The 25,758-nt window shown below is 65.5% G+C and carries 30 protein-coding genes; 23 read left to right on the top strand and 7 right to left on the bottom strand.

The features are described 5' to 3' along the window. Positions 1-135 precede the first annotated feature (135 nt). From ACWKV7_RS06835 to ACWKV7_RS06880, 10 genes are all read left to right on the top strand, one after another. The gene (locus tag ACWKV7_RS06835; RefSeq protein ID WP_483856901.1) at positions 136-2,355 is read left to right on the top strand and encodes a primosomal protein N'; all 2,220 of its coding nucleotides are present in this window, start codon (positions 136-138) and stop codon (positions 2,353-2,355) included. Positions 2,356-2,478: 123 nt separating this feature from the next. Next, on the top strand, positions 2,479-4,218 hold the full coding sequence (argS, locus tag ACWKV7_RS06840) for an arginine--tRNA ligase (RefSeq protein WP_483856902.1): 1,740 nt from the start codon (positions 2,479-2,481) through the stop codon (positions 4,216-4,218). After that, complete coding sequence (locus tag ACWKV7_RS06845; protein WP_483856903.1) at positions 4,219-4,896, top strand: SPOR domain-containing protein; 678 nt, start codon at positions 4,219-4,221, stop codon at positions 4,894-4,896. It abuts the gene before it with no gap. 129 nt (positions 4,897-5,025) lie between these two features. Next, on the top strand, positions 5,026-5,562 hold the full coding sequence (hslV, locus tag ACWKV7_RS06850; protein WP_483856904.1) for an ATP-dependent protease subunit HslV: 537 nt from the start codon (positions 5,026-5,028) through the stop codon (positions 5,560-5,562). A gap of 29 nt (positions 5,563-5,591) precedes the next feature. After that, positions 5,592-6,935 (top strand): ATP-dependent protease ATPase subunit HslU, encoded by a 1,344-nt coding sequence (gene hslU / locus ACWKV7_RS06855; protein ID WP_483856905.1) that lies wholly within the window; start codon positions 5,592-5,594, stop codon positions 6,933-6,935. Between the two features lie 81 nt (positions 6,936-7,016). Continuing rightward, complete coding sequence (locus tag ACWKV7_RS06860; protein ID WP_483856906.1) at positions 7,017-7,391, top strand: gamma-butyrobetaine hydroxylase family protein; 375 nt, start codon at positions 7,017-7,019, stop codon at positions 7,389-7,391. Between the two features lie 336 nt (positions 7,392-7,727). Continuing rightward, positions 7,728-9,407 carry a class II poly(R)-hydroxyalkanoic acid synthase gene (gene phaC / locus ACWKV7_RS06865; RefSeq protein ID WP_483856907.1) on the top strand — a complete coding sequence of 560 codons (1,680 nt, stop codon included), beginning with the start codon at positions 7,728-7,730 and terminating at the stop codon, positions 9,405-9,407. A gap of 144 nt (positions 9,408-9,551) precedes the next feature. Then, positions 9,552-10,412, top strand: a complete 861-nt coding sequence (gene phaZ, locus ACWKV7_RS06870; RefSeq protein ID WP_483856908.1) for a poly(3-hydroxyalkanoate) depolymerase — start codon at positions 9,552-9,554, stop codon at positions 10,410-10,412. 156 nt (positions 10,413-10,568) lie between these two features. Further along, positions 10,569-12,251: a class II poly(R)-hydroxyalkanoic acid synthase gene (gene phaC / locus ACWKV7_RS06875; protein WP_483856909.1), complete on the top strand. Its 1,683-nt coding sequence runs from the start codon at positions 10,569-10,571 to the stop codon at positions 12,249-12,251. 74 nt (positions 12,252-12,325) lie between these two features. Next, the gene (locus ACWKV7_RS06880; RefSeq protein WP_483856910.1) at positions 12,326-12,940 is read left to right on the top strand and encodes a TetR/AcrR family transcriptional regulator; all 615 of its coding nucleotides are present in this window, start codon (positions 12,326-12,328) and stop codon (positions 12,938-12,940) included. A 61-nt stretch (positions 12,941-13,001) separates the two neighbouring features. On the opposite strand, the gene ACWKV7_RS06885 is transcribed toward ACWKV7_RS06880, so the two are convergent. The 3 genes from ACWKV7_RS06885 to ACWKV7_RS06895 all read right to left on the bottom strand — a co-directional run bounded on the left by ACWKV7_RS06885 (position 13,002) and on the right by ACWKV7_RS06895 (position 14,600). Next, entirely contained in the window at positions 13,002-13,769 is a 768-nt protein-coding gene (locus ACWKV7_RS06885; protein WP_483856911.1) for a phasin family protein, read from the bottom strand. Between the two features lie 11 nt (positions 13,770-13,780). After that, entirely contained in the window at positions 13,781-14,215 is a 435-nt protein-coding gene (locus ACWKV7_RS06890; RefSeq protein ID WP_483856912.1) for a phasin family protein, read from the bottom strand. A gap of 106 nt (positions 14,216-14,321) precedes the next feature. Then, complete coding sequence (locus ACWKV7_RS06895; protein ID WP_483856913.1) at positions 14,322-14,600, bottom strand: polyhydroxyalkanoic acid system family protein; 279 nt, start codon at positions 14,598-14,600, stop codon at positions 14,322-14,324. A gap of 173 nt (positions 14,601-14,773) precedes the next feature. Between ACWKV7_RS06895 and ubiE the strand changes: the two genes are divergently transcribed. The 9 genes from ubiE (at position 14,774) to ACWKV7_RS06940 (ending at position 20,663) form a co-directional block, all read left to right on the top strand. Continuing rightward, positions 14,774-15,544: a bifunctional demethylmenaquinone methyltransferase/2-methoxy-6-polyprenyl-1,4-benzoquinol methylase UbiE gene (ubiE, locus tag ACWKV7_RS06900; RefSeq protein WP_483856914.1), complete on the top strand. Its 771-nt coding sequence runs from the start codon at positions 14,774-14,776 to the stop codon at positions 15,542-15,544. After that, positions 15,544-16,167, top strand: a complete 624-nt coding sequence (locus tag ACWKV7_RS06905) for a ubiquinone biosynthesis accessory factor UbiJ (RefSeq protein WP_483856915.1) — start codon at positions 15,544-15,546, stop codon at positions 16,165-16,167. Before ubiE ends, ACWKV7_RS06905 begins: the two co-directional genes overlap by 1 nt. Beyond that, the gene (gene ubiB, locus ACWKV7_RS06910; protein WP_483856916.1) at positions 16,164-17,774 is read left to right on the top strand and encodes a ubiquinone biosynthesis regulatory protein kinase UbiB; all 1,611 of its coding nucleotides are present in this window, start codon (positions 16,164-16,166) and stop codon (positions 17,772-17,774) included. Before ACWKV7_RS06905 ends, ubiB begins: the two co-directional genes overlap by 4 nt. A gap of 79 nt (positions 17,775-17,853) precedes the next feature. Continuing rightward, positions 17,854-18,255, top strand: a complete 402-nt coding sequence (hisI, locus tag ACWKV7_RS06915) for a phosphoribosyl-AMP cyclohydrolase (RefSeq protein ID WP_483856917.1) — start codon at positions 17,854-17,856, stop codon at positions 18,253-18,255. Then, positions 18,248-18,580 carry a phosphoribosyl-ATP diphosphatase gene (locus tag ACWKV7_RS06920; protein WP_483856918.1) on the top strand — a complete coding sequence of 111 codons (333 nt, stop codon included), beginning with the start codon at positions 18,248-18,250 and terminating at the stop codon, positions 18,578-18,580. Before hisI ends, ACWKV7_RS06920 begins: the two co-directional genes overlap by 8 nt. 30 nt (positions 18,581-18,610) lie before the next feature. Continuing rightward, a complete protein-coding gene (gene tatA, locus ACWKV7_RS06925) occupies positions 18,611-18,847 on the top strand; it encodes a twin-arginine translocase TatA/TatE family subunit (protein ID WP_483856919.1) in 237 nt (78 codons plus the stop codon). A gap of 9 nt (positions 18,848-18,856) precedes the next feature. Further along, positions 18,857-19,186, top strand: coding sequence for a Sec-independent protein translocase protein TatB (gene tatB / locus ACWKV7_RS06930; protein ID WP_483856920.1), 330 nt, complete (start codon positions 18,857-18,859; stop codon positions 19,184-19,186). Continuing rightward, complete coding sequence (tatC, locus tag ACWKV7_RS06935; RefSeq protein WP_483856921.1) at positions 19,183-19,959, top strand: twin-arginine translocase subunit TatC; 777 nt, start codon at positions 19,183-19,185, stop codon at positions 19,957-19,959. Before tatB ends, tatC begins: the two co-directional genes overlap by 4 nt. Continuing rightward, the gene (locus ACWKV7_RS06940) at positions 19,956-20,663 is read left to right on the top strand and encodes a 16S rRNA (uracil(1498)-N(3))-methyltransferase (RefSeq protein ID WP_483856922.1); all 708 of its coding nucleotides are present in this window, start codon (positions 19,956-19,958) and stop codon (positions 20,661-20,663) included. Before tatC ends, ACWKV7_RS06940 begins: the two co-directional genes overlap by 4 nt. Before the next feature lie 16 nt (positions 20,664-20,679). Here ACWKV7_RS06940 and ACWKV7_RS06945 read toward each other — a convergent pair whose 3' ends face one another. Continuing rightward, a complete protein-coding gene (locus ACWKV7_RS06945) occupies positions 20,680-21,174 on the bottom strand; it encodes a winged helix-turn-helix transcriptional regulator (protein ID WP_483856923.1) in 495 nt (164 codons plus the stop codon). A gap of 104 nt (positions 21,175-21,278) precedes the next feature. Here ACWKV7_RS06945 and ACWKV7_RS06950 point away from each other — a divergent pair, with 104 nt between their 5' ends. Further along, positions 21,279-22,007, top strand: a complete 729-nt coding sequence (locus ACWKV7_RS06950; RefSeq protein ID WP_483856924.1) for an SDR family oxidoreductase — start codon at positions 21,279-21,281, stop codon at positions 22,005-22,007. Between the two features lie 18 nt (positions 22,008-22,025). Then, complete coding sequence (locus ACWKV7_RS06955; protein WP_483856925.1) at positions 22,026-22,619, top strand: DsbA family protein; 594 nt, start codon at positions 22,026-22,028, stop codon at positions 22,617-22,619. Here ACWKV7_RS06955 and ACWKV7_RS06960 read toward each other — a convergent pair. Then, on the bottom strand, positions 22,616-23,197 hold the full coding sequence (locus ACWKV7_RS06960) for a TetR/AcrR family transcriptional regulator (RefSeq protein ID WP_483856926.1): 582 nt from the start codon (positions 23,195-23,197) through the stop codon (positions 22,616-22,618). The two genes, ACWKV7_RS06955 and ACWKV7_RS06960, sit on opposite strands and share 4 nt — an antisense overlap. A gap of 87 nt (positions 23,198-23,284) precedes the next feature. Here ACWKV7_RS06960 and ACWKV7_RS06965 point away from each other — a divergent pair, with 87 nt between their 5' ends. Together ACWKV7_RS06965 and ACWKV7_RS06970 are read left to right on the top strand one after the other, a co-directional pair. Next, the gene (locus ACWKV7_RS06965) at positions 23,285-23,767 is read left to right on the top strand and encodes a DoxX family protein (RefSeq protein WP_483856927.1); all 483 of its coding nucleotides are present in this window, start codon (positions 23,285-23,287) and stop codon (positions 23,765-23,767) included. Between the two features lie 79 nt (positions 23,768-23,846). Further along, positions 23,847-24,317, top strand: a complete 471-nt coding sequence (locus tag ACWKV7_RS06970) for a UPF0158 family protein (RefSeq protein ID WP_483856928.1) — start codon at positions 23,847-23,849, stop codon at positions 24,315-24,317. Here the strand turns inward: ACWKV7_RS06970 and dtd are convergent. Together dtd and pip are read right to left on the bottom strand one after the other, a co-directional pair. Continuing rightward, positions 24,280-24,717 (bottom strand): D-aminoacyl-tRNA deacylase, encoded by a 438-nt coding sequence (gene dtd / locus ACWKV7_RS06975; RefSeq protein WP_483856929.1) that lies wholly within the window; start codon positions 24,715-24,717, stop codon positions 24,280-24,282. The two genes, ACWKV7_RS06970 and dtd, sit on opposite strands and share 38 nt — an antisense overlap. Beyond that, a complete protein-coding gene (pip, locus tag ACWKV7_RS06980; protein WP_483856930.1) occupies positions 24,714-25,685 on the bottom strand; it encodes a prolyl aminopeptidase in 972 nt (323 codons plus the stop codon). Before pip ends, dtd begins: the two co-directional genes overlap by 4 nt. Positions 25,686-25,758 lie beyond the last annotated feature (73 nt).

The following is a 25,758-nucleotide window of genomic DNA, read 5'->3' on the forward strand; positions in this document are numbered from 1 at the left end:
TGTCAGGCACCGCACGGAAATAGGGGGCGAATGATATAGCCGCAGGCCGCGGGCTGCAAGCCAGGTGCCTGGCGAGCCGATCAACGTTGTCCCGGCCCTCCTGTTAAGATCGCCCGTTCAGCTTTGGAGTCCCGCGTGCCCGAGATCATCCTGCGCCTCGCCCTGCCCTCGCCCCTGCGCCGCCTGTTCGATTATCGGGCACCGGCCGGTGTGCCGCGTGCCGCCCTGCAGCCGGGCATGCGCCTGCGTGTGCCCTTCGGCCGACGCGAGATGATCGGCGTGCTGGTCGACGTTGCCGAGCACAGCGAGGTGCCGGCGGACAAGTTGAAACCGGCCCTGGAGCTGCTCGACCGGCGCCCGCCGCTGCCGCCTGCGCTGTTCGAGCTGTGCCAGTGGACGGCACGCTACTACCAGCATAGCCTCGGCGACACGCTGAGCTGGGCGCTGCCGGTCTTGCTGCGCCAGGGCGAACCAGCCGAGACACGCCAGGAGCGCTTCTGGCATGCCGCGGAAGGCGCCCGCCTCGACGACCCGCGCCTGGCACGCGCACCGCGCCAGCGTGAAGCCCTGAATACCCTCGCCCAGCACCCCCACGGCGTGCCCCATGCCCTGCTCGGCACCCTGCAACTGAACAAGGACAGCCTGGAGCTTTTGCGAGAAAAGGGCCTGGTGCGCATCGAGGTGCGTCGCCATGAGCCGCCGCCACGCCAGGGCAACTGGCTGGCTCAGCCGGAGTTGCCGTTGAACGTCGAGCAGCGCGCGGCGGTGGAGGCGGTGCAGGCCGGCTTCGGCAGTTTCACCGCCTACCTGCTGGCCGGCGTTACCGGCAGTGGCAAGACCGAGGTCTACCTACAGCTGATCCGCCAGACGCTCGAGGCCGGCAAACAGGCGCTGGTACTGATCCCGGAGATCAACCTCGGCCCGCAGACCTTCGAGCGCTTCGCTCGGCGGTTCAATGCGCGCATCGCCCTGCTGCACTCCAACGTCAATGATCGAGAACGGCTGGACGCCTGGCTGGCCGCGCGCGATGGCGAGGCGGATATCGTCATCGGCACCCGCTCGGCCCTGTTTACGCCGATGAAGAATCCGGGCCTGATCATCGTCGACGAGGAACACGACGCCTCCTATAAACAGCAGGAAGGCCTGCGCTACCACGCCCGCGACCTGGCCCTGGTGCGCGCCCGCCAGGAGAACGTACCGATCCTGCTCGGCTCCGCCACACCGTCGCTGGAAAGCCTGCATAACGCCCACAGCGGTCGTTTCGCCCTGCTCAGGCTGACCCGTCGCGCCGGCGGCGCCAGCCAGCCGCGCTTCCTGCGCCTGGATGTGAAGAGCCGACCGCTCGACTCGGGTATTTCCGGCCCGCTGCAGCAGGCCATGGCCCAGACCCTGGCCGCCGGCCAGCAGGTGCTGGTATTCCTCAATCGCCGCGGCTTCGCGCCCACCCTGCTCTGCCACGATTGCGGCTGGATCAGCCAGTGTCCGCGCTGCGATGCGCGCATGACGCTGCACCAGCGTCACCATGAGCTGCGCTGCCACCACTGCGGTCATGTCGAGCGTCAGCCGAGCCGCTGCCCGACGTGCTCACGAGTGGATCTGCGACCGGTGGGCGCAGGCACCGAGCGCGCCGAGGAGCGCCTGGAGATTCTCTTCCCGAACTATCCGGTGCTGCGCATCGATCGCGACAGTACCGCGCGCAAGGGCGCCATGGATGCGCTGTTCGCCACCATCAACCGCGGCGAACCCTGCCTGCTGGTGGGCACCCAGATGCTCGCCAAGGGCCATCACTTTCCGCGGGTGACCCTGGTGGCGATCCTCGATGCCGACGGCGGCCTGTTTTCCGCCGACTTCCGTGCCAGCGAGCGCATGGCCCAGCTGATCGTGCAGGTCGCCGGCCGTGCCGGGCGGGCGGAGGAGCCGGGCAAGGTGATCATCCAGACCCATCTCGCCGACCATCCTTTATTGGTGCAATTGACCGAGCAGGGCTACTTCGCCTTCGCCGAACAGGCGCTGGCCGAGCGCCGCGGATCCGGCCTGCCGCCCTTCAGCCATCTGGCCTTGCTGCGCGCCGAAGCGCACAAGCCTGGCCAGGCGGAGACATTCCTCGACGAGGTCTGCGCCCAGGCCGACTACCTGCTGGCGCAGACCGGCCTGAGCGGTATCGATCTGCTCGGCCCGGTGCCGGCACCCATGGAGCGCCGCGCCGGCCGCTACCGTGCGCAGTTGCTGGTGCAAGGCAATGCCCGTGCCCCCTTGCATCGCCTGCTCGGCCAGTTGCTGCCGCTGATCGAGCAGATGCCCAGCGGCCGCGCGGTACGCTGGTCGCTGGATGTCGATCCGATCGACCTTTTCTAACGAATCCTCCGGTTACCGCCCGAGGCGTGGCGAGGCTCTTGCCTGCCGCTTGTGGCTTGCAGCTCGCCGCTGCTTTTATAATGCCCAGTTTTCGACCAATCTCCCCGGCCGCCCGAGCAGACCATGAAAGACAGCATTCGCCACCTGATCCAGCAAGCCCTCGCCCGCCTCGTGACCGACGGCGTGCTGCCCGAAGGCCTGACCCCGGCGATCCAGGTGGAGAACACCAAGGACAAGAGCCACGGCGATTTCGCCAGCAACATCGCCATGATGCTGGCCAAGCCGGCCGGCATGAAGCCGCGCGACCTGGCCGAGAAGCTGATCGCCGCGCTGCCGGCCGACGACAGCGTCAGCAAGGTGGAAATCGCCGGCCCCGGCTTCCTCAACTTCTTCCAGAACAGCGCCGCCCTGGCCCAGCGCCTCGAAGCGGCATTGGCCGACGAGCGGCTTGCCGTGCGCAAGGTTGGCACCAAGCAGCGTGTGGTGATCGACCTGTCGGCGCCGAACCTGGCCAAGGAGATGCACGTCGGCCACCTGCGCTCCACCATCATCGGCGACGGTGTCGGCCGGGTGCTGGAGTTCCTCGGCGACGAGGTGATCCGCCAGAACCACGTCGGTGACTGGGGCACGCAGTTCGGCATGCTGCTGGCCTACATGCAGGAGCAGCCGGTGGGCAGCGACGCCGAGCTGGCCGACTTGGAAGCCTTCTACCGCGCTGCCAAGAAGCGCTTCGACGAATCCGCCGAGTTCGCCGACCGCGCCCGCGAGCTGGTGGTCAAGCTGCAGGCCGGCGACGCCGAGTGCCTGCGCCTCTGGCATCGCTTCAACGACATCTCCCTGTCCCACTGCCAGCAGGTCTACGACCGTCTCGGCGTCAAGCTGGGCATGGCCGACGTCAAGGGCGAGAGCGCCTATAACGACGACCTGCCGCATGTGATCGCCGACCTCAAGGCCAAGGGCCTGCTGACCGAGGACCAGGGCGCCCAGTGCGTGTTCCTCGACGAATTCAAGAACGCCGAGGGCAACCCGCTGCCGCTGATCGTGCAGAAGGCCGGCGGCGGCTACCTCTATGCCACCACCGACCTGGCCGCCACCCGCTTCCGCAGCAATGTGCTCAAGGCTGACCGCGCGCTGTACTTCGTTGACCAGCGCCAGGCCTTGCACTTCCAGATGGTCTTCGCCGCCGCCCGCCGCGCCGGTTTCGTACACGACGGCATGCACCTGGAGCACATGGGCTTCGGCACCATGAACGGCCCGGACGGCCGCCCGTTCAAGACCCGCGACGGCGGCACGGTGAAGCTGATCGACCTGCTCGACGAGGCCGAAGAGCGCGCCTACGCCCTGGTCAAGGGCAAGAACCCGGAGCTGGACGAAACCGAGCTGCGCCAGATCGCCCGCGCGGTCGGCATCGGGGCGGTGAAGTACGCCGACCTGTCCAAGCACCGCACCAGCGACTACAGCTTCAACTTCGAGCAGATGCTCAGCTTCGAGGGCAACACCGCGCCCTACCTGCTCTACGCCTATACCCGCGTCGCCAGCGTGTTCCGCAAGCTGGGCAAGGACATCGCCGAGATCGGCGGCCAGATTGCCGTCGAAGCCGAACAGGAACAGGCCCTCGCCGCCAAGCTGGCGCAGTTCGGCGAAGTGCTCAACAGCGTCGCCGAAAAAGGCACGCCCCACGTGCTCTGCAGCTACCTCTACGACATCGCCGGGCTGTTCTCCAGCTTCTATGAGAACTGCCCGATCCTCGGCGCCAATACCCCCGAGCAGCAGCAGAGCCGCCTGCGCCTGGCCGCGCTCACCGGGCGCACCCTCAAGCAGGGCCTGCAACTGCTCGGCCTGGAAACCCTGGAGCGCATGTAAGTGGCGGCGAAGAAGAAGCCTGCGGCGAAGCGCGGCGCCAGCCGCTACCAGGCACCGGCGAAGAAGCCGGTGCCTGGCTGGGTCTGGCTGCTCTGCGGCCTGGCTGTCGGTGCCTTCCTGATGCTGCTGATGAAGCTGGAGCCGGGCCGCAACGAGGTCAAGCGCGACAAGCCAGAGAACCGGCCGAGCGCCGGCCAGCCAGCGAAAAAGCCAACGACCAATCAGCCGACCAAGCCCAAGTACGACTTCTATACCCTGCTGCCGGAGTCCGAGGTCATAGTGCCGCCCGAGGCCGTGCCGGAAAGCAAGCCGGCGCAACCAGAACAGAAGCCGGTCAGCCCGGAAGAGGCGGCGAAGATCGACGCTGCCCGCGCCCAGGCCGCACTCAACGGCGAGGTGCCGCCACCGCCGCCGGTGATCGCCAAGGCACCGGTCACCACCCAGTTCTTTCTCCAGGCCGGCTCGTTCCGCCGCAAGGACGACGCCGAAGGCGTGCGCGCGCAGATCATCCTGCTTGGCGAGGAAGTACGGGTCGAAGCCGGCACCGTGCGCGAGGAAACCTGGTACCGCGTGCTGGTCGGCCCCTACGCCAGCCGCGAGCAGCTCAACCGCGCCCAGAAGCAACTGGCGGCCAATGGCTTCGGCAATCTCTTGTTACAGCAGCGGCAAAGCCGCTGAATGCCAGGCGGGCCGCAGTCCGGGGCGACAAGTGCGCCTCGTCTGCCGGCCATGGCTTGAAGCCGGGCACCTAGTCCCCATATAGGTCTTCATTCGGGCAATCGGCCCCGCTGCGTGGAGACCCACCCCTTGACCACCATCGTTTCAGTTCGCCGCAATGGCAAAGTCGTCATGGGCGGCGACGGCCAGGTTTCCCTCGGCAACACCGTCATGAAAGGCAACGCGAAAAAAGTCCGCCGCCTCTACCACGGCCAGGTACTGGCCGGCTTCGCCGGTGCCACCGCGGACGCCTTCACCCTGTTCGAGCGCTTCGAAGGCCAGTTGGAGAAACACCAGGGCCATCTGGTGCGTGCCGCCGTCGAGCTGGCCAAGGACTGGCGCACCGACCGCTCGCTGAGCCGTCTGGAAGCCATGCTGGCGGTGGCCAACAAGGACGCCTCGCTGATCATCACCGGCAACGGCGACGTGGTCCAGCCCGAACACGACCTCATCGCCATGGGCTCCGGCGGTGGCTTCGCCCAGGCCGCTGCCCTGGCCCTGCTGCAGAAGGGCGGCGACGACATGTCTGCCCAGGAAATCGCCGAGACCGCGCTGACCATCGCCGGCAGCATTTGCGTCTTCACCAACCAGAACCTGACCATCGAGGAGCTGGACAGCGCGGTCTGAGCCGCCGTCCAGCCCCGGAGTAGCGAACAATGTCCATGACGCCCCGTGAGATCGTGCACGAACTCAACCGCCACATCATCGGCCAGGAAGACGCCAAGCGCGCGGTCGCCATCGCCCTGCGCAACCGCTGGCGGCGCATGCAGCTGCCGACCGAGCTGCGCCAGGAAGTCACGCCGAAGAACATCCTGATGATCGGCCCCACCGGCGTCGGCAAGACCGAGATCGCCCGGCGCCTGGCGAAGCTGGCCAACGCCCCCTTCCTCAAGGTGGAAGCCACCAAGTTCACCGAGGTCGGCTACGTCGGTCGCGACGTCGAATCGATCATCCGCGATCTCGCCGACGCGGCGGTGAAGATGCTGCGTGAACAGGAGATGATCAAAGTCCGCCACCGCGCCGAGGACGCCGCCGAGGAACGCATCCTCGATGCCTTGCTGCCGCCGGCGCGGCCGGTCGGCTTCAGCGACGAACCGGTGCGCAGCGAGGACTCCAACACCCGCCAGCTGTTCCGCAAGCGTCTGCGCGAAGGCCAACTGGACGACAAGGAAATCGACATCGAGGTCGCCGACACTCCGGCCGGGGTCGAGATCATGGCCCCGCCCGGCATGGAAGAGATGACCAACCAGTTGCAGAGCCTGTTCTCCAACATGGGCAAGGGCAAGAAGAAGAGCCGCAAGCTCAAGGTCAAGGACGCGCTCAAGCTGGTCCGCGACGAGGAAGCCGCGCGCCTGGTCAACGAGGAGGAACTCAAGACCCGCGCCCTGGAAGCGGTGGAACAGAACGGCATCGTCTTCATCGACGAGATCGACAAGGTCGCCAAGCGCGGCAATGTCGGCGGCGCCGACGTCTCCCGCGAGGGCGTGCAGCGCGACCTGCTGCCGCTGATCGAAGGCTGCACGGTGAACACCAAGCTGGGCATGGTCAAGACCGACCACATCCTGTTCATCGCCTCCGGTGCTTTCCACCTGAGCAAGCCGAGCGACCTGGTGCCCGAGCTGCAAGGCCGCCTGCCGATCCGCGTCGAACTCAAGGCGCTGACCCCGGAAGACTTCGAGCGCATCCTCACCGAGCCGCATGCATCGCTCACCGAGCAGTATCGCGAGCTGCTGAAGACCGAGGGGCTGGCCATCGAATTCGCCGAAGACGGCATCAAGCGCCTCGCCCAGATCGCCTGGCAGGTCAACGAAAAGACCGAGAACATCGGCGCCCGGCGCCTGCACACGCTGCTCGAGCGTCTGCTGGAAGAGGTTTCCTTCAGCGCCGCCGACCTGGCCAGCGAGCATAGCGAGAAGCCGATCCGCATCGACGCCGGCTACGTCAACAGCCACCTCGGCGAACTGGCGCAGGACGAAGACCTGTCGCGCTATATCCTCTAAGAGCAGCGCCGAGCGACAGGCTGCAAGCCGCAAGCATCCTGCTTCGACTTGCCGCTTGACGCTTGCGACTTGGAACCTCCGATGCGAATTCCCAGTGCCATCGAACTGCACAAGGCTTCGAGGACCCTGACCCTGAGATACGGGCCGGACGAGTGCTACGAGCTGCCTGCGGAGTTCCTCCGCGTACACTCGCCTTCGGCCGAAGTGCAGGGCCACGGTCGGCCGATATTGCAGTACGGCAAGCAGAACGTCGCGCTCGAACGCATCGAGCCGGCTGGGCGCTATGCACTGAAACTGTGCTTCGACGACGGCCATGACAGCGGCCTGTACACCTGGGACTACCTGTATCGCCTGGCCCAGGACCGGGACCGACTCTGGGCCGACTACCTGGAAGCGTTGGCCATGGGCGGCAAATCCCGCGACCCCGACGAGTCGATCGTCAAACTGTTGCTGTAACTTTTTCCTTCTACGATTGCCTGAGCAGAGCTGCTGGCTGCTTGCGCGCCGACCGCATGAACCGACCGCGGGCAGAGCCCACCCGAGGTTAGGGCGATTTTTCTAATCCGCCTCGACATACTCTCCCGCGCTCGCGAGCGGGCCATGGCCAAACTTGCGCAAATTCACAAAGTCGGGTAACCAAGGAACTGGCAGGTTCCATGCATTCGGCAACGCCAGCTGCAATGAAGACGCGGAGCCCACTCCGCACCCGGTAACCCGAGCGATATCAGCCCTTCGCCCTGTGGCCGCGCACGGCAGCACGCTGATATTCGCCAGGACAATGGAGCGTCGTAGATGACTCAAAAGAATAATGAAGACCTGCAGCACCAAGCCTCGGAGAACACCCTGAATCTGAATCCGGTGATTGGCTTGCGTGGCAAGGATCTTCTGACGTCTGCTCGCATGGTGCTCACCCAGGCGATCAAGCAACCCATTCATACCACCAAGCATGCAGCTCATCTCGTTCTGGAACTTCGCCATGTACTGTTCGGCCAGTCCGAGCTGCGGCCGGAGCCTGACGATCGTCGCTTCAACGATCCAGCCTGGAGCCAGAATCCGCTCTACCGGCGCTACATGCAGGCCTACCTCGCCTGGCGCAAGGAATTGCACGACTGGGTCGAGGACAGCAGCCTGTCCGAGCAGGACACCAGCCGCGGCCACTTCGTGGTCAACCTGCTGACCGAGGCGATGGCGCCCACCAACGGCCTGGCCAACCCGGCCGCGGTCAAGCGCTTCTTCGAGACCGGCGGCAAGAGCCTGCTCGACGGCCTCTCCCACCTGGCCAAGGACATCGTCAACAACGGCGGCATGCCGAGCCAGGTGAACATGAGCGCCTTCGAGGTCGGCAAGAACCTCGCCACCACCGAAGGCGCGGTGGTCTTTCGCAACGACCTGCTGGAGCTGATCCAGTACAAACCGACCACCGAGCAGGTGCACGAGCGCCCGTTGCTGGTGGTACCGCCGCAGATCAACAAGTTCTATGTATTCGACCTGTCGCAGGAAAAGAGCCTGGCGCGCTTCTGCCTGCGCAATGGCCTGCAGACCTTCATCGTCAGCTGGCGCAACCCGACCAAGGCCCAGCGCGAGTGGGGCCTGTCGACCTATATCGAGGCGCTCAAGGAGGCCATCGACGCGACCCTGGCGATCACCGGCTGCAAGGACCTGAACATGCTCGGCGCCTGCTCGGGCGGCATCACCACCGCGTCGCTGCTGGGCCACTACGCGGCCACCGGGGAAACCAAGGTCAACGCCCTGACCCTGCTGGTCAGCGTGCTGGATACCAAGCTGGACACCCAGGTCTCGCTGTTCGTCGACGAGCAGACCCTGGAGCTTGCCAAGCGCCGCTCCTACCAGTCCGGCGTGCTGGAAGGCCGGGACATGGCCAAAGTGTTCGCCTGGATGCGTCCCAACGACCTGATCTGGAACTACTGGGTCAACAACTACCTGCTCGGCAACGAGCCGCCGGTGTTCGACATCCTCTACTGGAACAACGACACCACCCGCCTGCCGGCCGCGCTGCACGGCGACCTGATCGAGATGTTCAAGACCAACCCGCTGCGGCGGCCTGGCGCGCTGGAGGTTTGCGGCACCCCGATCGACCTGAAGAAGGTCACCACCGACATTTTTTGCGTCGCCGGCACCACCGACCACATCACCCCGTGGGAAGCCTGCTACAAGTCGCTGCTGTTGTTCGGCGGCAACTGCCAGTTCGTGCTGTCCAACAGCGGACACATCCAGAGCATTCTCAACCCGCCGGGCAACCCCAAGGCGCGCTTCATGACCAACGAGGAGCTGCCGCCCGAACCGAAGACCTGGCAAGCCAACGCCACCAAGCATGCCGACTCCTGGTGGCTGCACTGGCAGGCCTGGCAGGCCGAGCGCTCCGGCGAACTGAAGAAGGCCCCGAGCAAACTCGGCAACAAGGCCTTCCCTGCGGCGGAGGCGGCGCCCGGCACCTACGTGCATGAGCGCTGATCGACAGAGGGGCGCGGCGTCCACATGGCGCCGCGCGTTTGACGCGTGCTGTCGGCACGCGGGTGTCAACGAGGCCCCGCTTCGTCATACTGGGGGAAGCGCTGGATGATTTCTCCCAGCGGTTTTAACGCATAGGGCTTCGCAATGCCGTCATCGTTCATCTTTCGCACTATCGACCTGAATGGCCAGACCATTCGCACCGCCGTTCGCCCCGGCAAGTCCCACATGACGCCGCTGCTGATCTTCAACGGCATCGGCGCCAACCTGGAACTGGTATTTCCGTTCGTCCACGCACTGGATCCGGATCTGGAGGTCATTGCCTTCGATATTCCCGGCGTCGGCGGCTCGTCCACGCCGAGCACGCCCTATCGCTTTCCCGGCCTGGCCAAGCTGGCGGCACGCATGCTCGACTACCTGGACTACGGCCAGGTCAACGCCATTGGCGTGTCCTGGGGCGGCGCGCTGGCGCAGCAGTTCGCCCATGATTTCCCGGAGCGCTGCAAGAAGCTGGTGCTCGCCGCCACCTCTGCCGGCGCCGTGATGGTGCCCGGCAAGCTCGAAGTGCTGTGGTGCATGGCCAGCCCGCGTCGCTACATCCAGCCCTCCTACGGTGTGCACATCGCCCCGCTGATCTACGGCGGCGCCTTCCGCCGCGATCCCGGCCTGGCGCTGGCGCACTCCAGCAAGGTCCGTTCGTCCGGAAAGCTCGGCTACTACTGGCAGCTGTTCGCCGGCCTCGGCTGGACCAGCATCCACTGGCTGCACCGGATCAAGCAGCCTACGCTGGTACTGGCTGGCGACGACGACCCGCTGATCCCGCTGGTCAATATGCGCCTGCTGGCTTGGCGCATTCCGAATGCGGAACTGCACGTCATAGATGATGGTCACTTGTTCCTAGTGACGCGAGCCGAGGCGGTCGCACCCATCATCATGAAGTTCCTCCAGGAAGAGCGGCAACGTGCAGTGATGCATCCACAGCCGACACCAGCAGTACGCAGCCATTGACTGCGCCATCCGAAAGCACCATGACGTCTGCGTGAACCATCGGGGGGCTTGGGGTATCTGATCGAGCGAAACGCGGCTGCCTGGAGAGGATCCAGCCGCCTTGGTACACGCCTTGCTGTTCTGCTATTGACGGATTGACGACGGAGTGTTGCCCCAATGCGAGAAAAACCAGCACCGGGCTTGTTGCCCGCCCCTGCCGCCTACATGAATGCGCAAAGCGCCATGGTCGGTCTCCGCGGTCGCGACCTGCTCTCCACGCTGCGCAACCTGGCTCTCCACGGGCTGCGCCAGCCGATCCACAGCACGCGCCACTTGCTCGCCTTCGGCAGCCAGTTGGGTCGCGTACTGATCGGCGACTCCCCCTACCAGCCCAACCCGCAGGATGCCCGCTTCGTCGATCCGACCTGGCGCTTCAACCCGTTGTATCGCCGCGCCCTGCAGATCTACCTGGCCTGGCAGCATCAGCTGGTCCAGTGGGTCGACCAGAGCAACCTGCCAGCCGATGACCGCGCCCGCGCCCGCTTCGTGCTCGCCCTGCTCAACGATGCCCTGTCGCCCTCCAACAGCCCGCTCAACCCGCTGGCGGTCAAGGAGCTGTTCAACACCGGCGGCGCCAGCCTGTTCAGGGGTATCAGCCATCTGTGCGAGGACCTGCTGCAGAATCATGGCCTGCCCAGCCAGGTCAACAAGCAGGCGTTCGAGGTAGGTCGCAACCTGGCAACCACGCCCGGTGCCGTGGTGTATCGCAACGACCTGCTGGAGCTGATCCAGTACAAGCCGATGAGCGAGAAGCAGTACCTGCGGCCGCTGCTGATCGTGCCGCCGCAGATCAACAAGTTCTACATCTACGACCTCAGCCCGGAGAAGAGCTTCGTCCAGTATTGCCTGAAGAACGGCATCCAGACCTTTATCGTCAGTTGGCGCAACCCTGATGCCCGGCACCGAGAATGGGGCCTGTCGACCTACGTGAAGGCAGTGGAGGATGCCCTGGAGGCCTGCCGGGCGATCACCGGCAGCCGCGACGTCAATCTCGCCGGAGCCTGCTCGGGCGGGCTCACCATCGCCGCGCTGCAGGGACACCTGCAGGCCAAGCGCCAGTTGCGCAAGGTGCACAGCTCGACCTACATGGTCAGCCTGCTGGACAGCCAGGTGGACAGTCCCGCCGCCTTGTTCGCCGACGAGAAGACCCTCGAGGCCGCCAAGCGCCGTTCCTACCAGTCCGGCGTGCTCGACGGCCGCGACATGGCGCGGGTGTTCGCCTGGATGCGGCCGAACGATCTGATCTGGAACTACTGGGTCAACAACTACCTGCTCGGCCGCCAGCCCCCCGCCTTCGACATCCTCTACTGGAACAACGACAGCACGCGGCTGCCGGCGGCCCTGCACGGCGACTTCATCGACTTCTTCAAGCACAACCCGCTGACCCGCCCCGGTGGCCTGGAAGTCTGCGGCACGCCCATCGATCTGCAGAAGGTCAACGTGGACAGCTTCAATGTCGCCGGGATCAACGACCACATCACGCCCTGGGCGGCGGTCTATCGCTCCAGCCTGCTGGTCGGCGGCAACCGCCGCTTCGTGCTGTCCAACAGCGGGCACATCCAGGCCATTCTCAACCCGCCCAGCAACCCGAAGGCCAAGTATTTCGAAAGCGACCGTTTCAGCGCCGACCCGAGAGCCTGGCAGCACGACGCCAAGCAAACCCAGGGCAGCTGGTGGCCAGAATGGCTGCGCTGGCTGCAGGAACGCTCCGGCGAGCAGCGCGAGACGCTGACCGCGCTCGGCGACCAGAACCATCCGCCGATGGAGGCCGCGCCCGGCACTTACGTGCACATCCGCTGAACTGGCGCGACGGCGGCCGGGAGGGGGACTACCCGGCCGCACGCCGCATTCCCGACCAACCATAAGAAGACTGGATGAAAACCCGCGACCGTATCCTCGAATGCGCCCTGATGCTGTTCAATCAGGAAGGCGAACCGAATGTCTCGACCCTGGAGATCGCCAACGAGATGGGCATCAGCCCAGGCAATCTCTATTACCACTTTCATGGCAAGGAACCACTGATCCTGGCGCTGTTCGAGCGTTTCCAGAGCGAACTGGCGCCATTGCTCGACCCACCCGAGGACGCCCAACTGGACGTGGAGGACTATTGGCTGTTCCTGCACCTCATCGTCGAGCGCCTGGCCCATTACCGCTTCCTGTTCCAGGATCTCTCCAACCTCGCCGGACGCCTGCCAAAACTGGCGCGCGGCATTCGCCAATGGCTGAATGCCCTGAAGCGCACCCTCGCCACCCTGCTCGCACGCCTGAAGAGCGATGGGCAATTGCTCAGCGATACCCAGTCCCTCGGCCAGTTGGTGGAACAGATCACCCTGACGCTGCTGTTCTCCCTGGACTATCAGCGCATCATCGGCAGCACCGGCGAAGTCCGCCTGGTGGTCTATCAGGTGATGATGCTGGTCGCGCCGCACCTGCAGCCGGGCTCCCGCTACGCCGCGGAGCAGCTCGCCCAGCGCTACCTGGAGGCCTGACTGGAGACCCCAAACGCAAACGCCCGGCACGAGGCCGGGCGTTTGTGGACCGAAGCAGAACTCAGGACTGAGCGCTGGGAGCAGTCGGTGCAGCGGCTGGCGTAGGAGCCGGCGTCGCAGCCGGTGCCGAAGGCGCCGGAGCGGGGCTCGCCGGTTTCGCCGCGGCGGGCTTGGGCGCGGCAGCCTTTTTCGCTGCCGGCTTCTTCGCTGCCGGTTTGGCTGCTGCGGCAGCCGGCTTCGCCGTTGCGGCGGGCTTGGACGCCGCCTTTGCCGGCGCCTTGGCGGCAGGCTTAGCCGCCGCCTTGGCTGCGGGTTTCGCCGCTGCCTTGGCCGCCGGCTTGGCTGCGGCCTTGCTGGCGGCCGGCTTCGCAGCTGCCTTCGCTGCGGGCTTCGGCGCTGACGAGGCAGACTTCACCGTGCGACCGGTGAGCTTTTCGATCTGCCGCGTCAAGCTGTCGACCTTCTCGTTCAGCATCTTCACTTCGTTGCGGCTCGGTACACCGAGACGCGAAATGGCACTGTTCAGACGCTTGTCGAAAGCCTCCTCCAGCTCACCCCATTTACCCAAGGCTTTGCCTTTGACTTCTTCAACCCGGGACCTGGCCGACAGGGCTGAGGTCTTGACCGCATCGACTTGTTTGCCGACTTCATCCTTGGCCAGCTTTTCAGCCTTTTCGCCATCCTTGACCAGGGTATCGAACAGCTTGCTGCCGTCCTTGCTGACCTTGGAATAGGCGCCGAGACCGGCCAGCCAGATTTGGCGAGAGTACTTTTCCATCTCGCTCATCCAAGAACTACCTTCTTTCTCGACCTTCTTTTTGCCTGCCATCCTGATCTCCTTTATTGAGTTCGTGCGACACGCTCTTCAAGCAGTGCACTCAGCTCATCCAGCTTAGCAGAGAGAACCTCAACGTCCTTCTTCGAAGGAATGCCGGCACGGTTCAGCGCGCTGGCCACGCGGTCGTCGAAAGCGCGCTCGACCTTGTCCAGTTGCTTCTCGACCTTGCCCTTGACGTTGGTCTTCACGCTGTCGATCTGGCTGTTGGCTGCATCGACCTGCTCGGTGACCAGCTTCTTGCCCTGCTCTTCGACGCTTTCGCCGGCCTTGACCAGCTCCTTGAAGTACTCGGCGCCTTCCTGGCCGGCCTTGGCGTAGGCACCCAGGCCCGCCAGCCAGATCTTGCGGGCGTAGCCCTTGACGTCGCTCAGCACGCTGCTGGCCTTGGCTTCCATTTCTTCGGCTTTCACTTCGGCTTTCTTGATGACTTTGCTCATGATGCACCTCAACATTGGGTGATGAAGGGAAATCGCCCGTTTCCCAGGGCTTGCAGGCAAAGTACCGAGGAAAATTAGAAACCGCATACTAAGCGGCGGATATCGCTCAGGCGTGCAGCGAATCGTCGAGGGTCTTCTCGATCTCGCGCTTGATGCTGCCACCCAGCGCGGAAAGCAATAGGCCGAGCTTGAGTTCGACACGCACGCGGTCTTCCCCCACCTCGATATGCCCGCTGGCGCCGCTGCGCTTGAACTCCAGGGTATCGCCGGCCCACTGGTAGCTCACCGCGTATTCGCGGGCCAGGCGCTCGGCCAGCGCTTCGGCCTTGGCCCGTGCGGCCTCGCGGCCAAGGGAGTGGGAACGTTCGACGGTTATGTGAGCCATAGGAAAACTCCGTGCTGCGACTTTAAGTCGCGCGACTATAACAAGCCGCCAGCGAATCAGCCCGCCAGGCCGCCCACCCGGCACATGCTTCTGCGAGGCGAAGGCCGGGGCATGCGGATCGAAACCGCGTTTTCGGTTTAGAATGGCCGGCACTTTTATCCGGTGACCGCGATATGAACGATCCGCGCAAAGGCTACGACGCTGAACCCACCACTCACTTCGGCTACCAGAGCGTGCCGGAGAGCCAGAAAGCAGAGAAGGTGGCCGAGGTATTCCACTCGGTGGCCGCCAAGTACGACCTGATGAACGACCTGATGTCCGCCGGCGTGCATCGCCTGTGGAAGCGCTTCACCATCGAGCTGTCCGGCGTGCGCGTCGGTAACCGGGTATTGGACATCGCCGGCGGTACCGGTGACCTGACCCGCCAGTTCGCCCGCCTGGTCGGCCCGACCGGCGAAGTGGTGCTGGCCGACATCAACGAATCCATGCTCAAGGTCGGTCGCGATCGCCTGCTCGACGTGGGGGTGGCCGGCAACGTCAAGTTCGTCCAGGCCGACGCGGAGAAGCTGCCGTTCCCGGACAACCATTTCGACTGCGTCACCATCGCCTTCGGCCTGCGCAACGTCACCCACAAGGAAGACGCCCTGCGCTCGATGCTGCGCGTGCTCAAGCCGGGCGGCCGCCTGCTGGTGCTGGAATTCTCCAAGCCGGCCAACAGCCTGCTGTCCAAAGCCTACGACACCTATTCCTTCACCCTGCTGCCGCTGATGGGCAAGCTGATCACCAACGACGCCGACAGCTACCGCTACCTGGCCGAGTCGATCCGCATGCACCCTGACCAGGAAACCCTCAAGGCGATGATGATCGAGGCCGGCTTCGAGCGGGTCAGCTATCACAACATGACCGGCGGCATCGTCGCCCTGCACCGCGGTCTCAAGCCCTGATGCTCAGCACCGCCCTGCTCGCCGGCGTGGAGCTCGGCGTCAACCGCGTGCTGCGCCTGGACGCCACTACGCTGCCGCGGCTGGCCGCGCTGGCCGGCCGGGTGATCGCCGTTGACTGCCCGACACCCGCCGTGCAGTTGTACCTCCTGCCCGGAGCCGATGGCCTGCGCCTGGCCGGCAACTGGCAGGGCGCGGTCGACTGTCGCCTGCGCGCACCGGCCGCCAGCCTGTTGCGCCTGGCGGTGAGCCAGGACAAGACGCGAATCCTGCACGGCAGCGAGGTCGACCTCGAAGGCGACAGCGCAGCGCTGCTGGAGCTGGCCGCCATCCTCCAGGACCTCGAACTGGACTGGGAATACGAGCTGGCGCGCTGGCTCGGCCCGGTGGCCGGCCAACTGCTCGCCAACCAGTTGCGCAGCCGTGCGAACTGGGCCACGCAGAGCCTGGGCAGCCTGCAGCAGGACCTGGCCGACTACCTGAGCGAGGAGTCGCGCAGCCTGGTCGGACAGCGCGAGGCGCAGGCCCGCTTCAACGAACTGGACGACCTCAAGCTCGCCCTCGAACGGCTGGAGGCGCGCATCGAGCGCCTCGTCGGCCCCACCAAGCCCAGCGAAAACGCATGAAACTGCTCGCCGTTCGCCGCCTTCTGCGCATCCAGGGTGTGGTCATCCGCTACCGCCTCGACGACCTGTTGCTCGAATTGCCGCTGCCCTGGTGGCTGCGTTCGCTGAGCTACCTGCTGCCCTGGCGCTGGCTGCCTCGGCGCAAGCTCACCCTGAGTCGCGGGGCGCGCCTGCGTCTGGCCCTGGAAGACCTGGGGCCGATCTTCATCAAGTTCGGCCAGTTGCTCTCCACCCGCCGCGACCTGCTGCCGCCGGATATCGCCGACGAACTGGCCAAGCTGCAGGACCAGGTGCCGCCGTTCGATGCCGAGCAGTCCGTAGCGCTGATCGAGGCACAGCTCGGCGCCAAGGTCGGTGAAGCCTTCGCGCGCTTCGACAGCAAGCCGTTGGCGTCGGCGTCGGTGGCCCAGGTGCACGCCGCGCAGCTGAAGAGTGGCGAGGACGTGGTGGTCAAGGTGATCCGCCCCGGCCTCAAGCCGATCATCCGCCAGGACCTGGCCTGGCTGTTCCTGTTGGCCCGAGCGGCCGAACGGGTATCCGCCGAGGCGCGCCGGCTGCATCCGGTGGAGGTGGTCAGCGATTACGAGAAGACCATCTACGACGAACTCGACCTGCTGCGCGAGGCGGCCAATGCCAGCCAGCTGCGGCGCAACTTCGAAGGCTCGCCACTGCTCTACGTGCCCCAGGTCTACTGGGACTGGTGCCGCCCGAAGGTACTGGTGATGGAACGCATCTACGGGATTCCGGTAACCGACCTGGCCACCCTCGCCGACCAGCGCACCGACATGAAGCTGCTCGCCGAGCGCGGCGTGGAGATCTTCTTCACCCAGGTGTTCCGCGACAGTTTCTTCCATGCCGACATGCATCCCGGCAACATCTTCGTGAGCACCCGCCAACCCTGGAACCCGCAGTACATTGCTATCGACTGCGGCATCGTCGGCAGCCTGACCCCCGAGGACCAGGACTACCTGGCGCGCAACCTGGTGGCCTTCTTCAAGCGCGATTACCGCAAGGTGGCGCAGTTGCACATCGACTCCGGCTGGGTTCCGGCGGAAACCAAGGTCAACGAATTCGAAGCGGCGATCCGTACCGTCTGCGAGCCGATCTTCGAGCGGCCGCTGAAGGAAATCTCCTTCGGCCAGCTGTTGCTGCGGCTGTTCCAGACCGCACGGCGCTTCAACATGGAAATCCAGCCGCAATTGGTGCTGCTGCAGAAAACCCTGCTGAACATCGAGGGGCTGGGCCGCCAGCTGTACCCGGACCTCGACCTGTGGAGCACCGCGCTGCCCTACCTGGAGCGCTGGATGCGCGAGCGCATGAGCCCGCGCAGCCTGCTCGGCAACCTGCAGGCGCAGGTCGAGCAGGTTCCGCACCTGGCCCATATGACCCGCGACCTGCTGGAACGCCTGTCGCAACCCCATGCCGCCGACCCGCCCATGCCGAAGGGCCGCACCGAGCGCGACGAGCCGGCCCTGCGCCTGCTCGGTGCGAGCCTGCTGGCCGGCGGCGCCGCGCTTGGCGTCAGCTCCGCCAGCCTGGCCGCGATGACCGCCTGGCCAGCCTGGCTGATGTTCGCCGGCGGCCTCTACCTGGTGCTGCGCCGATAGCCAGATACCGGGCCGACTGGCACACTGAGCAGACCTGCAGGGCGCCCCGGATCGCCCCGCCCCCATACGAGCAGTAGCGATGAAAGACTGGTTGGATGACATTCACTGGAACGCCGAGGGCCTGGTCCCGGCCATCGCCCAGGACCACAAGAGCGGCCGGGTGCTGATGATGGCCTGGATGAACCGCGAGGCCCTGGCCCTTACCGCCGCCGAGCAGCGTGCCATCTATTGGTCACGATCCCGTGGCAAGCTGTGGCGCAAGGGCGAGGAGTCCGGGCACGTACAGAAGTTGCACGAACTGCGGCTGGACTGCGACGCCGACGTGATCATCCTGCTGGTCGAACAGATCGGCGGCATCGCCTGCCATACCGGCCGGGAAAGTTGCTTCTACCGGGTCCTGGAAGACGGCGCCTGGCATACGGTCGATCCGGTACTGAAAGATCCCCACGCCATCTACCACACGGAACACCAGCATGAGTGACACCCTGACCCGTCTGGCCGAGGTGCTGGAGTCGCGCAAGGGCGCGGCGCCGGAAAGCTCCTACGTGGCCAGCCTGTACCACAAGGGCTTGAACAAGATCCTGGAGAAAGTCGGCGAAGAATCGGTGGAAACCATTCTCGCCGCCAAGGACGCGGCCGCCAGTGGCGACTGCGCCGCCCTGATCGGCGAGACCGCCGATCTCTGGTTCCATTCCCTGGTCATGCTCGCCGCCCTCGACCAACACCCGCAGGCGGTGCTGGACGAGCTGGAGCGACGCTTCGGCCTCTCCGGGCACGCGGAAAAAGCCGCGCGCTCGAATTCCTGACTATTTTCAGCCTCTCGCGGAGACAAGCACATGGGTTTAGGCGGCATCAGCATCTGGCAGCTTCTGATCATCCTGCTCATCGTCGTCATGCTGTTCGGCACCAAGCGCCTGCGTGGCCTGGGCTCGGACCTGGGCGACGCCATCAAAGGCTTTCGCAAGTCGATGAACAACGGTGAAGAAGAGAACAAGCCTGCGGTGGAAGAGCCCAAGGGCCAGACCATCAACGGCGAAGCGCGCAAGGTCGAGGAACCGGCCAAGAAAGACTGAGGCAGAGCCATGTTCGATGTCGGCTTTACCGAGCTGCTGCTCGTTGCCCTGGTCGCCCTGGTGGTGCTTGGCCCCGAGCGGCTGCCTGGCGCAGTGCGCGTGGCCGGGCTGTGGGTCGGCCGCCTGAAGCGCAGCTTCAGTGCGATCAAGGCGGAAGTCGAGCGGGAGATCGGCGCCGACGAGATCCGCCGGCAACTGCACAACGAGCGCATTCTCGAGCTGGAACGGGAGATGCGTCAGAGCCTGGACCCCACGGCTCCGGCGGCACCCAAGCCCCCGGCCGGCCCTGACGGCGCCGTCGCTTCACCCCAAGGGCAGGACAAAACCCCGCAGCCATGACCGCCAAACCCCATGACGACCAGGAGATGCCGCTGGTCGCGCATCTCACCGAGCTGCGCTCGCGCCTGCTGCGCTGCGTGATCGCAGTGCTGTTGATCTTCGGCGCTCTGTTCTACTTCGCCCAGGACATCTATGCCCTGGTAGCCGCTCCGCTGCGCGCCTACCTGCCCGAAGGCGCCACCATGATCGCCACCGGCGTGGCCTCGCCGTTCCTCACACCGTTCAAGCTGACGCTGATGGTGGCGCTGTTCCTCAGCATGCCGGTGATCCTGCAGCAGATCTGGGGCTTCATCGCACCGGGGCTGTACAAGCACGAGCGGCGCATCGCCGTGCCGCTGCTGGTTTCCAGCGTGCTGTTGTTCTACGGCGGCATGGCTTTCGCCTACTTCGTGGTATTCCCGATCATGTTCGGCTTCTTCGCCAGCGTGACCCCGCAAGGGGTGGCGATGATGACCGACATCGGCCAGTACCTGGACTTCGTGCTGACGCTGTTCTTCGCCTTCGGCGTGGCCTTCGAAATCCCGGTGGCGACCTTCCTGCTGGTCTGGGTCGGCGTCGTCGAGGTGGCCACGCTGCGCAAGAGCCGGCCCTATGTGATCGTCGGGTGCTTCGCCGTCGGCATGGTCCTGACGCCGCCGGACGTGTTCTCGCAGACCCTGCTGGCGGTGCCCATGTGGTTGCTGTTCGAAGCCGGCGTGCTGTGCGGCCACCTGATCAAGCGCCCCGGCGAAGACGAACTGGGCGAGCACGACGAGCCCGACGCGCGGCCATGAACCTGCTGCTGCTGGAACCGGCCGATCTGGTGGCGGCCGATCGCGCGGTGCTGCGCGACCGGCGTCTGCGGCACCTGCACGACGTGCACCGTGCCGAATCCGGTGACAGCCTGCGTGTCGGTCTGCTGGACGGAGCGATGGGTGGAGGTCGGTTGCTACGACTGACGCCCGACGAGGCGGAAATCCAGTTCGTCCTCGATCAGCCGCCGCCGGCCAAGCTGCCGCTGACCCTGCTGCTGGCCTTGCCGCGCCCGAAGATGCTGCGCCGCGTGCTGCAGACTGTCGCCGCGATGGGCGTGCCGCGCCTGGTGCTGCTGAACAGCTACCGGGTGGAAAAGAGCTTCTGGCAGACGCCCTTCCTGGAGCCGTCGGCAGTCCGCGAACAACTGATCCTCGGCCTGGAACAGGCCCGCGACACGCGGCTCCCCGAGGTGATCGTCGAGAAGCGCTTCAAGCCCTTCGTCGAGGACCGCCTGCCTGCCCTGGCAGCGGGCAGCCTCGGCCTGGTAGGCCACCCCGGCGACTGGCCGCCCTGCCCGCGCGCCGTGGAGCGGCCGGTGACCCTGGCCATCGGCCCGGAAGGCGGCTGGATTCCCTACGAAGTCGACAAGCTGCGCGAGGCCGGTCTGCACCCGGTGCAGCTCGGCGAGCGCATCCTGCGGGTGGAAACCGCGGTGACGGCGCTGCTGGCCCGGCTGTTCTGACGCAACCGCCGCCTACTCAGCGCTCCTGCCGCCCATGCCAGTGGGCTGGCAGCAGTTGCCCACGCCATTGCGCTGCTTCCTCCAGCGAAACGTCACCGGGCGCCAGCGGCTCGCCGCACTCGGAACAGACCAGCACGCCATGCATCTCATGGCCGCAACGCTTGTGCCGGTGGCGAATCGGCGGGCCCTCGGCACCGCCCATATGGCGGTCGCCCCAGCGCACCAGCGCCATCAGCACGGGGTAGAACTCGCGACCCTTCTCGGTCAGGCGGTATTCCTCGCGCCTGGGCCGCTCCTGGTAGGCCGCCCGGGCCAGTACACCGGCCTCCACCAGTTTTTTCAGACGGTCCGCCAGCACGTGGCGGGTGATGCCCAAGCGCTGTTCGAATTCGTCGAAGCGGCGCACACCGAGAAAGCATTCGCGCAGCACCAGCAGCGTCCAGCGATCGCCGACCACCGACAAGGTGCGGGCCAGGGAGCAGGGTTGTTGGTCGAGCTCTTCCCAACGCATGGCATGTCTTCCAGAGAACCGATGGGCTCACCTTAGCTTGACAGGTTCCAAAAAGAAACTGACTATCGATCGAGTTCCAAAAAAGAACCCAAGAGGGCGCAAGCATGGACAAGGCAAAGGCGGTACTGGTAATGGGCGCTGGCGATGCCACCGGCGGCGCGGTGGCCAAGCGCTTCGCCCGCGAGGGCTACGTGGCCTGCGTGGCCAGACGCACGGCGGACAAGTTGGAGCCGCTGGTGAGTGAGATCGAAACGCAGGGCGGCAGTGCACGCGCCTTCGCCTGCGATGCCCGCCAGGAGCAGCAGGTGCAGGCGCTGTTCGAGCAGATCGAACAGGACATCGGCCCGCTGGAGGCGGTGGTGTTCAATATTGGGGCGAACGTCTGGTTTCCCATCGTCGAAACCACCGAGCGGGTCTACCGCAAGGTATGGGAGATGGCCGCGCTGGCTGGCTTCCTCACCGGGCGCGAGGCGGCGCGGGTGATGCTGCCGCGCGGGCGCGGCACCATCATCTTCACCGGTGCCACCGCCTCGCTGCGCGGCCGTGCCCACTTCGCCGCCTTCTCCGGTGCCAAGTTCGCCCTGCGCGCCCTGGCCCAGAGCATGGCCCGTGAGCTGGGGCCGCAAGGCATCCACGTCGCCCATCCGATCATCGACGGCGCCATCGACACCGCGTTCATCCGCGACACCTTCCCCGACCTGTACCAGCTCAAGGAGCAGGACGGCATCCTGAATCCCGAACACATCGCCGAGACCTACTGGCAGATCCATTGCCAGCCGCGCGACTGCTGGGTCCATGAATTGGACCTGCGCCCCTGGATGGAAAGCTTCTAACCCCCGAGGAGACCGTAAATGAGCAAGCGCGTGGAGTTCTTTTTCGACGTCGGCAGCCCCACCACCTATCTGGCCTGGACTCAGCTACCGGCCATCGCCGCCGCGGCTGGCGCGGAGATCGTCTGGCGGCCGATGCTGCTCGGCGGGGTATTCAAGGCCACCGGCAACCAGTCGCCGGTGACCATCCCGAGCAAGGGCCGCTTCATGATGCAGGACCTGGCCCGCTTTGCCAGGCGCTACGGCGTACCGATGGCGTTCAATCCGCACTTCCCGATCAACACCCTGACGTTGATGCGCGGCGCCGTCGGCTATCTGGATAGCCCACAACTGCCGATTTACCTCAAGGCGGTCTTCGAAGGCCTCTGGATACAGCAGAAGAATCTCGGCAAGCCTGAGGTGGTGGCCGAGGTGCTCACCGCCGCCGGCCTGGATGTGGCGGACTTCGAGCGGCGCGCCAACGACGCGGCGGCCAAGGACCAACTCAAGGCCAATACCGACGACGCCGTCGAGCGCGGTGTGTTCGGCGCGCCGACCTTCTTCGTCGGGGGCGAACTGCTGTTCGGCCAGGATCGCCTGGATTTCGTCGCAGAGGCCCTGGCCAGGGCGGACTAGCCCAGCCCGTCGACGAACAGGCGAGTTACCCGCTCAGTCATCTCGTCCGCCGACAGCCCAGCCAACATGGCCTCGCTCAATTGCCGATCCAGCAGCAGGTGAGCGAGGCCGTGAACCAGCCCCCAGGCCGCCAGGGTGGCGGTCTGTACGTCGCGCCCCGCCGCCGACTGGCGTACTGCTTGCTCGAGCACACCGAACAGCCCGGCCGCCGCTTCGGCCAACGCCGGATACGCGCGCTTGTCCGGGCCGCCACCGAACATCAGGGCAAACCGCCCCGGCTGTTCGAGGGCATAGGCCACATAGCAGCGACCGATAGCCGCCAGTTCGCCTTCGCCGGCGGCACCCATCCGCTTCGCCAGTTCGACGAAACCCTCCGCCGCCAGCGCCGCCAGCAGGCTGTCCCGATCAGGGAAGTGCCGGTACGGCGCGTTATGCGAAACGCCGGCACGACGGGCCACCTCACGCAGGCTGATGGCGCCAGCGCCCTGCTCGTCGAGCAGATGCGCGGCGGCCTGGAGCAGCGCAGCTTTCAGATCGCCATGGTGGTAGCCACGGGCAGGCGAATCAGGTGTTGACATTGACAACATCCATTTCTATGTTGACGACGTCCACATTCTGCCGAACCGGCGTTTCGAACGCCAGTCGCTACTCCTGCGAGGTGCACCATGCTGTTCATCGCCCTGTTGGTTCTGCTCAGCCTGCTCGCGGCCCTGGCTGCGCGCGTCGGTGCTCCCGGCCTGGCCGACTGGCCGGCGCGCATGCGCCTGGCTATGGCATTGGCGCTGATCTTCGTCGGCTTCGACCACTGGCTGACACCGGGGCGCTACCTGGCGATGATGCCACCCTACCTGCCCTGGCACGCGGCGCTGGTGGCGTTCACCGGGCTGTGCGAGCTGGCCGGCGCGATCGGCCTGCTGCTACCGCGCACACGGCGGCTAGCGGCCTGGATGCTGGCGCTGTACTTCGTCTGCGTGTTCCCGGCCAACCTGCACAACGCGATGCACGGCCTGAACGTCGACGGCCTGCCCACATCCCAGTGGTACTACTGGGTGCGTCTGCCATTCCAGCCACTGGTGATACTCTGGGCGCTGTACGCCGGCCAGGTCGTCGGCCGGCGACAGATGGCGAGTCCGTTGCCGCAGCCTTAAGCCTTCGAGCGGAAAGACGGGGCACTGCGCATCACAGTCGCGGTCTGTTTAGCTGAACCCAGGCCGGAGGTAGAAAACCATGCGCCCGCTGACCATCGACTTGACGCAACTGCAGCGCGCCCTCGATAGCGAAGACTCCAGGGAACACTATCTGGACCTGGAAACCGGCGCGATTCTCACTGTGGCACCAGGAGACCCCGCGCCCGGTGCCGCCGACAAGTACGATGTTCAACCAGACCGCTACCTGCCGATTCCGCCGCTGGACAGCATGCAATCACTGGCCATGCGCGAAGCCTTCCTATTCACCCAGCACAACCCCCATGCGCACACCGCCCTCAGTCACGCGCTGAGCGGACGCAAACCACTGCGCACGTTTGCCTACGAACTGGAGAATTTCTCGGAAACCCGCGAAGCCTGGCAGAGCTACCAGGCCACGCAATTGCGGGAGTACGCCATGGAATGGCTGCATGCCAACGGCCTGGAACCGGTCGAGCAGGGAACGCCGAGCAGGCTCAGACCTCCAGCAGGAATGTCACCGGGCCGTCATTGACCAGGGACACCTGCATGTCCGCACCGAAGCGACCGGTGGCAACCTGTGGGTGCCTGACCCTGGCCTGCGCCACCAATGCCTCGAACAGCGCCTCGCCCTGTGCCGGCGGGGCGGCGCTGGAAAAACTCGGGCGCAGGCCGCTGCGGGTGTCGGCGGCGAGGGTGAATTGCGAGACCAGCAGCAAGCCGCCGCCGACGTCGCTCAGGGACAGGTTCATTTTGCCCGCGTCATCGCTGAATACCCGGTAGTTGAGCAGTTTGTGCAGTAGCTTGGCGACGCTCGCCTCGTCGTCCTGGGGTTCGATGCCCACCAGCGCCAGCAAGCCCTGGTCGATGGCCCCGACGATCTGCCCTTCGACCTCGACCCGCGCACCGCGCACGCGCTGGATCAGTGCCTTCATGCTTCGTCCGGTGCCAGGTCGAGCAGGCGCCGGGCAATCTGGTTGGTGGCGCGCACCAGGGCGTCGGCGATGCCCAGTTCGGATGCCGCGTGGCCGGCGTCGCGGACGATCTGCAATTCGCTGTTGGGCCAGGCCTGGTGAAGCTCCCAGGCATTGTCCAGCGGGGTGACCACGTCGTAGCGGCCATGCACGATGATGCCCGGCAGATGGGCGATCTTCGGCATGTCGCGGATCAGTTGGTTGTCTTCGAGGAAGGCGTTGTTGACGAAGTAGTGACACTCGATGCGGGCTATCGACAGCGCCCGATGGGTATCGGCGAAGCGATCCACCACCTGCGGATTGGGACGCAGGGTGAGGGTCTTGCCCTCCCAGCACGACCAGGCCTTGGCCGCGTGCATCTGGGCGATCTGGTCGCTGCCGGTGAGGCGCTTGTAGTAGGCCTGCATCATGTCGCCGCGCTCTTCCGGGGGAATCGGCGCCAGGTAGTCCTGCCAATAGTCGGGGAACAGCCGGCAGGCACCGTCCTGGTAGAACCACAGCAGGTCCTGCGGACGGCAGAGGAAGATGCCGCGCAGGATCAGCGCATGCACGCGCTCGGGGTGGGCCTGGGCGTAAGCCAGCGACAGGGTCGAGCCCCAGGAGCCGCCGAACAGCACCCACTTGTCGATGCCCAGGTGTTCGCGGATGCGTTCGAGATCGTCGACCAGGTGCCAGGTGGTGTTGTTGTCCAGGCTGGCGTGGGGCGTGGAACGACCGCAGCCGCGCTGATCGAAGGTGACGATGCGATACAGGTTGGGATCGAAGAAGCGTCGGCTCAGCGCGTCGCATCCGGCCCCCGGCCCGCCATGGATGAACACCACTGGCAAACCGTCCGGCGAACCGCTTTCATCCACGTACAGCACATGCGGCTCTTCCACAGCCAGCTCATGACGAGCGTAGGGTTTTATCTCCGGAAACAAGTTCTGCATGCTGCACTCCCGATCTGTGCGTTCACTGCCATTTGGGCGCCGGTATCCGGGCATCATAACCATGAAACGGGAG

This window comes from Zestomonas ipomoeae (genome assembly GCF_057128665.1).

What these genes read in the sequence shown, in the direction of transcription:
- argS (WP_483856902.1), top strand. Translation starts at nt 2,479, where the DNA reads ATGAAAGACAGCATTCGCCACCTGATCCAGCAAGCCCTCGCCCGCCTC.
- hslU (WP_483856905.1), top strand. Translation starts at nt 5,592, where the DNA reads ATGTCCATGACGCCCCGTGAGATCGTGCACGAACTCAACCGCCACATC.
- ACWKV7_RS06860 (WP_483856906.1), top strand. Translation starts at nt 7,017, where the DNA reads ATGCGAATTCCCAGTGCCATCGAACTGCACAAGGCTTCGAGGACCCTG.
- phaC (WP_483856907.1), top strand. Translation starts at nt 7,728, where the DNA reads ATGACTCAAAAGAATAATGAAGACCTGCAGCACCAAGCCTCGGAGAAC.
- phaZ (WP_483856908.1), top strand. Translation starts at nt 9,552, where the DNA reads ATGCCGTCATCGTTCATCTTTCGCACTATCGACCTGAATGGCCAGACC.
- phaC (WP_483856909.1), top strand. Translation starts at nt 10,569, where the DNA reads ATGCGAGAAAAACCAGCACCGGGCTTGTTGCCCGCCCCTGCCGCCTAC.
- ACWKV7_RS06880 (WP_483856910.1), top strand. Translation starts at nt 12,326, where the DNA reads ATGAAAACCCGCGACCGTATCCTCGAATGCGCCCTGATGCTGTTCAAT.
- ACWKV7_RS06885 (WP_483856911.1), bottom strand. Translation starts at nt 13,769, where the DNA reads ATGGCAGGCAAAAAGAAGGTCGAGAAAGAAGGTAGTTCTTGGATGAGC.
- ACWKV7_RS06890 (WP_483856912.1), bottom strand. Translation starts at nt 14,215, where the DNA reads ATGAGCAAAGTCATCAAGAAAGCCGAAGTGAAAGCCGAAGAAATGGAA.
- ACWKV7_RS06895 (WP_483856913.1), bottom strand. Translation starts at nt 14,600, where the DNA reads ATGGCTCACATAACCGTCGAACGTTCCCACTCCCTTGGCCGCGAGGCC.
- ubiE (WP_483856914.1), top strand. Translation starts at nt 14,774, where the DNA reads ATGAACGATCCGCGCAAAGGCTACGACGCTGAACCCACCACTCACTTC.
- ACWKV7_RS06905 (WP_483856915.1), top strand. Translation starts at nt 15,544, where the DNA reads ATGCTCAGCACCGCCCTGCTCGCCGGCGTGGAGCTCGGCGTCAACCGC.
- ubiB (WP_483856916.1), top strand. Translation starts at nt 16,164, where the DNA reads ATGAAACTGCTCGCCGTTCGCCGCCTTCTGCGCATCCAGGGTGTGGTC.
- hisI (WP_483856917.1), top strand. Translation starts at nt 17,854, where the DNA reads ATGAAAGACTGGTTGGATGACATTCACTGGAACGCCGAGGGCCTGGTC.
- ACWKV7_RS06920 (WP_483856918.1), top strand. Translation starts at nt 18,248, where the DNA reads ATGAGTGACACCCTGACCCGTCTGGCCGAGGTGCTGGAGTCGCGCAAG.
- tatA (WP_483856919.1), top strand. Translation starts at nt 18,611, where the DNA reads ATGGGTTTAGGCGGCATCAGCATCTGGCAGCTTCTGATCATCCTGCTC.
- tatB (WP_483856920.1), top strand. Translation starts at nt 18,857, where the DNA reads ATGTTCGATGTCGGCTTTACCGAGCTGCTGCTCGTTGCCCTGGTCGCC.
- tatC (WP_483856921.1), top strand. Translation starts at nt 19,183, where the DNA reads ATGACCGCCAAACCCCATGACGACCAGGAGATGCCGCTGGTCGCGCAT.
- ACWKV7_RS06940 (WP_483856922.1), top strand. Translation starts at nt 19,956, where the DNA reads ATGAACCTGCTGCTGCTGGAACCGGCCGATCTGGTGGCGGCCGATCGC.
- ACWKV7_RS06945 (WP_483856923.1), bottom strand. Translation starts at nt 21,174, where the DNA reads ATGCGTTGGGAAGAGCTCGACCAACAACCCTGCTCCCTGGCCCGCACC.
- ACWKV7_RS06950 (WP_483856924.1), top strand. Translation starts at nt 21,279, where the DNA reads ATGGACAAGGCAAAGGCGGTACTGGTAATGGGCGCTGGCGATGCCACC.
- ACWKV7_RS06955 (WP_483856925.1), top strand. Translation starts at nt 22,026, where the DNA reads ATGAGCAAGCGCGTGGAGTTCTTTTTCGACGTCGGCAGCCCCACCACC.
- ACWKV7_RS06960 (WP_483856926.1), bottom strand. Translation starts at nt 23,197, where the DNA reads ATGTCAACACCTGATTCGCCTGCCCGTGGCTACCACCATGGCGATCTG.
- ACWKV7_RS06965 (WP_483856927.1), top strand. Translation starts at nt 23,285, where the DNA reads ATGCTGTTCATCGCCCTGTTGGTTCTGCTCAGCCTGCTCGCGGCCCTG.
- ACWKV7_RS06970 (WP_483856928.1), top strand. Translation starts at nt 23,847, where the DNA reads ATGCGCCCGCTGACCATCGACTTGACGCAACTGCAGCGCGCCCTCGAT.
- dtd (WP_483856929.1), bottom strand. Translation starts at nt 24,717, where the DNA reads ATGAAGGCACTGATCCAGCGCGTGCGCGGTGCGCGGGTCGAGGTCGAA.
- pip (WP_483856930.1), bottom strand. Translation starts at nt 25,685, where the DNA reads ATGCAGAACTTGTTTCCGGAGATAAAACCCTACGCTCGTCATGAGCTG.